The organism is Candidatus Benthicola sp. (genome assembly GCF_058719085.1).
Genome location: NZ_JBZQEK010000174.1, coordinates 1 through 5,936, shown reverse-complemented (window position 1 = coordinate 5,936; position 5,936 = coordinate 1). Strand labels below are relative to the sequence as shown.

Below are 5,936 nucleotides of genomic sequence, written 5' to 3'. Positions count from 1 at the left end.
CGCCACCCTTCCCGGCGATGCCGCGATCCGCGCGAGCCGGGCCCGACGTTCATCGGTGTTCTCGTTGGCGAGCGGTCCGGGGTTCCACTCGACCCGCAGAGCCTCGCGTCCACGCATCGCAGCCCACGTGTTGGTGGCCACTACGGCCACGCCGGCGTTCGTGAGACCGCTCGGGTCGGGCTCCAGTTCAATGACGTCGACCACATCCCGGACGGCGAGAGCGGCATCCGCATCGAAGCGCGTGACGGAGCCCTTCGGCACCGGACTTCGCTCGACGCTCGCGAACAGCATGTCGGGCAACTCGATATCGTAGCCGTACGTGGCCGTGCCCCGGACGATGTCCCCGGTGTCGAGCAGCCGCTGCGGAGTGCCGATGAGACGGAACTGCGAAGAATCCTTGAGCGGAGGATCCTCGGGAACCGGAAGCTCGGCCGCCGCCGACGCCAGGTCTCCGTACGTCAGCCGCCGCGAGCCACAGATCACGGCTCCCGAGTCGGTTCGACAGTCACCCGGCGCGACGCCCCACTGGAGCGCGGCGGCCTCGAGGAGCATCAGGCGAGCCGCCGCACCCGCGCGGCGGAGGGGGAGCCAGTTCAGCCTCACGGTCGTACTTCCCGAGGTGGCCTGCCGACCGTAGCGCGGGTCGGCCGGCGCCTGCACGACTCTCACCGAGGCCAGGTCCACGTCCAGCTCCTCGGCGAGGAGCATGCAACAGGCCGTTCGGCCGCCCTGGCCCATCTCGGTGCGATGGACGGTGAGCTGGACCACTCCATCGTCTCCGATCGAGACGAAGAGGTTGGGCTCGAACGGGCCCTCTGATCCCCGGGCATCGGCTCCCCACACCGAGTCTACCCGGACTCCGAGGACCAGCGCGGATCCGGCCAGTCCGGTCGTCCGCAGGAAGCTGCGCCGGGACAGCTGCATGACGCCGCTCATCGGTCGGCTCCTTCCGAGCCGGCGACGCCACGAATGGCGTCCCGGATCCTCAGGTACGTGCCGCAGCGGCAGAGATTTCCCGACATGGCCCGGTCGATGTCGTCATCGGTGGGGTTCGGCGTGTTCGCCAGAAGCGCGACCGCGCTCATGATCTGGCCGGGGTGGCAGTAGCCGCACTGCGGCACGTTGCCCTCGATCCACGCGGCCTGCACCGGATGCAACCGATCCGCGGTCGACAGCCCCTCGATCGTCGTGACCGACCGCTCCTCCACCGAAGCGATCGTCGTCACGCAGGAACGGGTTGGCTCGCCATCCACGTGAACCGTGCAGGAGCCGCACAGGCCGGCTCCGCACCCGTACTTCGTGCCCGTGAGCCCGAGCAGGTCTCGCAGCACCCAGAGGAGCGGCATGGCGGGATCGGCATCGACTTCGAGTCTCTCACCGTTGACGCGGAGGATCGGCATGGGTCGCACTCCTGCACGCAGGGTAGTCGGGAAGGTTGGGTGAAACCTACGGCCGGGCCCCCGAAGCAGCCACGGTCAGCCTTCGGATGCCGCCAGCCGTCGCGCCGTCGCCCGGGCCTGCCACGACTCCGGCCCGACGTGGCCCACGACCGTGGCGTGTCCCTCACGAAGAAGGCGCGTGCCCTCGTCCGTGCGTCCACGCGCGACGAGGGCGGCACCGAGGAGGCTCACGACTTCGCCCACCCTCCAGTGCGTGTCCGGAAGGGCTGCGTACGAATCCAGGGCACGGCGCAGAACGGCTTCGGCACGTTCCGGATCGCCGGCGGCGAGGTAGGCAGCGCCGAGGGGCTGAAGCGCCCTCCCGATCGCCGGATGGGGCTCGCGGAATACGCCGGCCCGGATCTCGATCACGTTCTCCAGGGTGTCCACCACCCGGGCTCCGAGCCCCTGCACCAGACGAAGGCTCGCCCGGTCCACTCGAACCGTCTGGGTGTAGCGGTGTCCTTGCCGCAGCTTCTCGACCGCCAGGCCCAGGGATTCCTCGAACAGTTCATCGGCCGCGTCGAGATCGCCCCGAGCCATGGCGACGTTGGCGAGCCCGTCCAGGAGGAGGATCGCGTAGACGCTGTTTCGCCCGGCACCCTCGAGAGCCACCCGGTAGCGGGACTCGGCCAGGTCGAGCCGTCCTCCCATCCAGTAGGCGTCGCCCGCCCGGGCGAGGGCCATCACGTAGTTCGGATCGCCGGGCTCGAGGCGATCCCGCTTGACGGCGATCGAGGAGTCCACGGTCGCTGCCGCCTCCTCGTACCGACCGAGATGGTACAGGACCGTCCCCCAGCGCTCCCGCATCGTCAGGGTCAGCGGGTGCCCGGAGCCCAGCCCGCGGTTCGCACGGTCCACCGCGTCGCGGAGCACGGCCTCCGCCTCCTCGTAGCGGCCCACGTCTCGGAGGGCCACTCCCCATTCGCCGAGCGCCTCGATGACATCCGGGTGCGTCGGATCGTACAGGGCCGACCGCATGGTCACGGCCGAGGCGGAGAGTGGCTCCGCGTCGTAGATCTGGCTTCGCAGCCGGCGGATCATCGCGATGTTCAGAAGCGCCTCGGCCGCCAGCGGGTGCGGCCTCATGCTGGCGGTGTCGAAGCGGGCGAGGGCGTCCGCGAACACTTCCTCCGCCTGTTCGAACTGACCCAGATCGTGATGGGAGACCGCGAGCCCGAACAGAGTCGATGCCGCGTCCGGGTGACGGTCGCCGAGCAACGCCCGCTGGGTCCGCAACGCCTCGTCGAACAGAGCCGCCGCCTCCGCGTGTCGTCCGCTGGCCCGCATCTGCCAGGCGAGGTCCGACTGGGTGCGAGCTAGGGTCGAATCGGGCTGTGACAGCTCCGACTTCCGGATGTCGAGGGCCTTCTGCAGGAACGTGATCGCCTCTTCGCGCTGTCCCTGGGCCGCGACCATCCGGCCGACCTGGCCGTAGCTCTCCGAGACCTCCAGGCTGCGACCGCCGAGGTGTGCGAGCCTCAGATCGAGGCTGCGGCGCGCCAGGGACTCGGCTCGAACGAAGAGACCGAGGTTCGCATAGATCTCGGCCACGTCGGCGAGCATCGCGGCCTGCATCACCGGCTCTCCGCCGAATTCCTGCTCGATCCGGGCCGCCCCCCGATCGAGGATCTCCCGGGCGGAGATCGTGTCTCCCTGCGCCTGGGCAGGCTCGGACAAACGGAAGAGGTCGAACATCAGGTCGCGCTGCCGGGCCGCCAGCTCGGCCTGGCGGGTCGCGCGCCCTGCCTGCGAAATGGCCGCGACCGTTCCCCCGAGGAGAGAAAGGACGGCGATCATGGCCGCCGCCACCCCGACCCGGTGACGCGACACGTACTTCCGCATCCTGTATCCGGCGGAATCGGCCCGCGCCTCCACGGGCCTTCCTTCCAGGTGACGCTCGAGGTCCTCCACCAGCCGGGCCGCAGAGCCGTATCGTCGCTCGGGCTCCTTTCTCAGGGTCTTGAGAAGGATGCGGTCGAGGTCTCCCCGCAGGGCCTTCCTCAGTCGCTGTCGTTCCAACCCCTCCGCCACGCGATCCGCGTCCACGCTTCCGAACAGGGGGGCACCGGCATGCGCGGCCTCTTCGTCCGGGCCGGGGCGGTCGGGCTCGGCCACGTCACTCGGGACCGGTGGGGGCTCCTGCACGATGATGCGGGCCCACTCGGCGGGCGCTCGTCCGGCCAGACCGAACGGACGCCGGCCCGTGAGGATCTCGTACAGCACCACCCCGAGTCCGTAGACGTCGGTGGCGGTGGTGATCGGCTCCCCCAACACCTGTTCGGGAGCGGCGTACTCCGGGGTCATCAGGTGCAACCCGGTGCGAGTCAGGGGCGCCGCTCCGCCCACCATCGAGGGATCGAGGATCTTCGCGATGCCGAAATCGAGAAGCTTCACCTCGCCTTCGTGCGTCACCAGGATGTTGGACGGCTTCAGGTCTCGGTGGACGACGAGCCGGCGGTGGGCGTGATGTACGGCTCGCGCCGCGGTACAGAAGAGCCGGATGCGTGCCTCGACCGGCAGGTCGTACGTGCGGCAGTGCTCGTGAATCGGAAGCCCGGGCACGTATTCCATGACCAGGTAGGGTCGCTCGTCGTCGGTGACGCCCCCGTCGTACAGCCGCGCGATGTTCGGATGATCGAGCGTGGCCAGGATCTGCCGCTCCGCCTCGAACCGGGCTCGCTGGTCAGCTGAACGAGCGCCTCCACTGATCACCTTGATGGCCACGCGCCGCCAGAACTGGCCGTCGTCCCGTTCGGCCAGGTAGACGACACCCATGCCCCCCCGGCCGATTTCCGAGATCACCCGGTAGACGCCGATACGCAGAGGAACGTCACCCGGGCCCGGATCGCCTTCCCCCGAGGACTCCAGACGCGCGGGGCTGTCCAGGATCCCGGCCGTGCGCAGGTGTGCGGCCAGCAGACGCTCGAGCTCCGCCGCGAGGACCGGATCTTCCCGCTTCGCACGCTGGAGGATCTCTTCGCGGGTCCGCCCGGAAGCGTCGAGGAGCTCGTCGAGCAGCTGGTCCAGCCTCTGACGCCTGTGCTCGCTCACCTCGGAGTACGCCTCACGGTACAGAGGAGTCGGGCGCCCCACCGTCCGGATACATCGAACGATAGAGCCAGGCTCTCGCCTTCACCCACTCGCGGCGGACGGTGCGATCCGAGATGCCCAGGACTTCGGCGATCTCCTTCTCTTCCATCCCCGCGAAGAAGCGGAACTCCACCACCTGGCGCTGCCTCGGCTCGAGCTGGTCCAGCGCCTCGTCCAGGGCGATCAGCTCGTCCGGCCGGAAATCGACCGGGGCTCTCCCGTCGGTGAGCGTCGTGCAGACCACGTCGCCGCCCCGCTTCAGGGCCTTTCGCCGACGGGCGTGGTCGACGAGCACCTGGCGCATGGCCCGGGAAGCGATGGCGAGAAAGTGTGCCCGGTCCGATGCCGGCATCCCGCTTCCCGCCAGCTTGAGATACGCCTCGTGAACGAGCGCCGTCGCGTGCAGCGTGTGTCCGGGTTGCTCCCGGTACAGCTCTCTCTTCGCGAGGGCGCGAAGCTCCTCATACACGAGAGGCACGAGGCGATCCAGCGCCCTGGAGTCGCCCTCCCGTACGGCCTGGAGAAGCTGGGTCACGTCGCCCTGCAGGCGATTCGCTTCTTGGTTCATCGGGCTCCGTCTCCGGGAGTGCGCGATCCGCCCCTGGCGGCGAGATCGCGGGCCTGGATACCCCTCACAATGTGTTCGCTTCCGACAGGGTGACAAGTGGGTCCCGAAGCTTCATCTTCCGCGATACGATCCACGACCGCCGGGGCGGGGGAAGATGTCGGAGGCGGAAGGTCGTTTCTCATAGGCTCCTGGAGGCCATCATGCTTGGGCTGTTCCAATCCGAACTGCGCCGTCCGAAGCGCGCTCTCACGATCTCGTTCGTGGCCGGAATGCTGGCCGTCGCGGTGCCGCCCGCGCAGGCTCAGATCGGTGGCGTCGACCTCGACACCATCCAGGCCGGTCGTTTCGACTACGGCAAGATGTGGACGTTCGAGTACGCGCCCGCCGAATACTTCAGCGAGACCTACGGTTTCGATGCGAGCCCCGAGTGGTTCGAGCGAGCCCGGCTCTCGGTCCTGCGCATTCCGGGCTGTTCCGCCTCGTTCGTGTCACCCCACGGACTCGTGGCGACCAACCACCACTGCGTGCGAGGACGGGTAGCCGGGCTGAGCGGCGAAGGAGAGGACCTGCTGACGAACGGCTTCGTGGCCCGGACGCTCGAGGAAGAACGTCCGATACCACGGTATTACGCCGACCAGCTGGTCGCCGTTCAGGACATCTCCGACCGGGTGTTCGAGGTCACGGACGCGGCCCCGCAAGAGGAGAGAGAGGAGGCGCGTTCCCGCGTCGTCGAGGAGATTCGGGACGAGCTGAAGGCCCTTCACGCCGCGGCCGGAGATTCCGTCTGGGTGCAGGTGATCGCCCTGTACAACGGTGGGCGCTACTCCGCGTACGTG

5 protein-coding genes are annotated in these 5,936 nt (G+C 68.8%); 1 reads left to right on the top strand and 4 read right to left on the bottom strand.

What is annotated here, in order from left to right; all coding sequences use genetic code 11:
- The 4 genes from AC36XV_RS12640 to AC36XV_RS12625 all read right to left on the bottom strand — a co-directional run.
- The coding region (locus AC36XV_RS12640) for a molybdopterin cofactor-binding domain-containing protein (RefSeq protein ID WP_492204044.1) at nt 1-936 on the bottom strand (936 nt) is incomplete at its 3' end.
- The gene (locus tag AC36XV_RS12635) at nt 933-1,400 is read right to left on the bottom strand and encodes a (2Fe-2S)-binding protein (RefSeq protein ID WP_492204043.1); all 468 of its coding nucleotides are present in this window, start codon (nt 1,398-1,400) and stop codon (nt 933-935) included. The genes AC36XV_RS12635 and AC36XV_RS12640, both read right to left, overlap by 4 nt.
- A 75-nt stretch (nt 1,401-1,475) precedes the next feature.
- On the bottom strand, nt 1,476-4,493 hold the full coding sequence (locus AC36XV_RS12630) for a tetratricopeptide repeat protein (protein ID WP_492204042.1): 3,018 nt from the start codon (nt 4,491-4,493) through the stop codon (nt 1,476-1,478).
- Between the two features lie 13 nt (nt 4,494-4,506).
- Nucleotides 4,507-5,100 (bottom strand): sigma-70 family RNA polymerase sigma factor, encoded by a 594-nt coding sequence (locus tag AC36XV_RS12625; RefSeq protein ID WP_492204041.1) that lies wholly within the window; start codon nt 5,098-5,100, stop codon nt 4,507-4,509.
- Between the two features lie 200 nt (nt 5,101-5,300).
- Here AC36XV_RS12625 and AC36XV_RS12620 point away from each other — a divergent pair.
- Nucleotides 5,301-5,936 (top strand): S46 family peptidase (locus AC36XV_RS12620; RefSeq protein ID WP_492204040.1); only part of this gene is annotated, 636 nt, incomplete at its 3' end.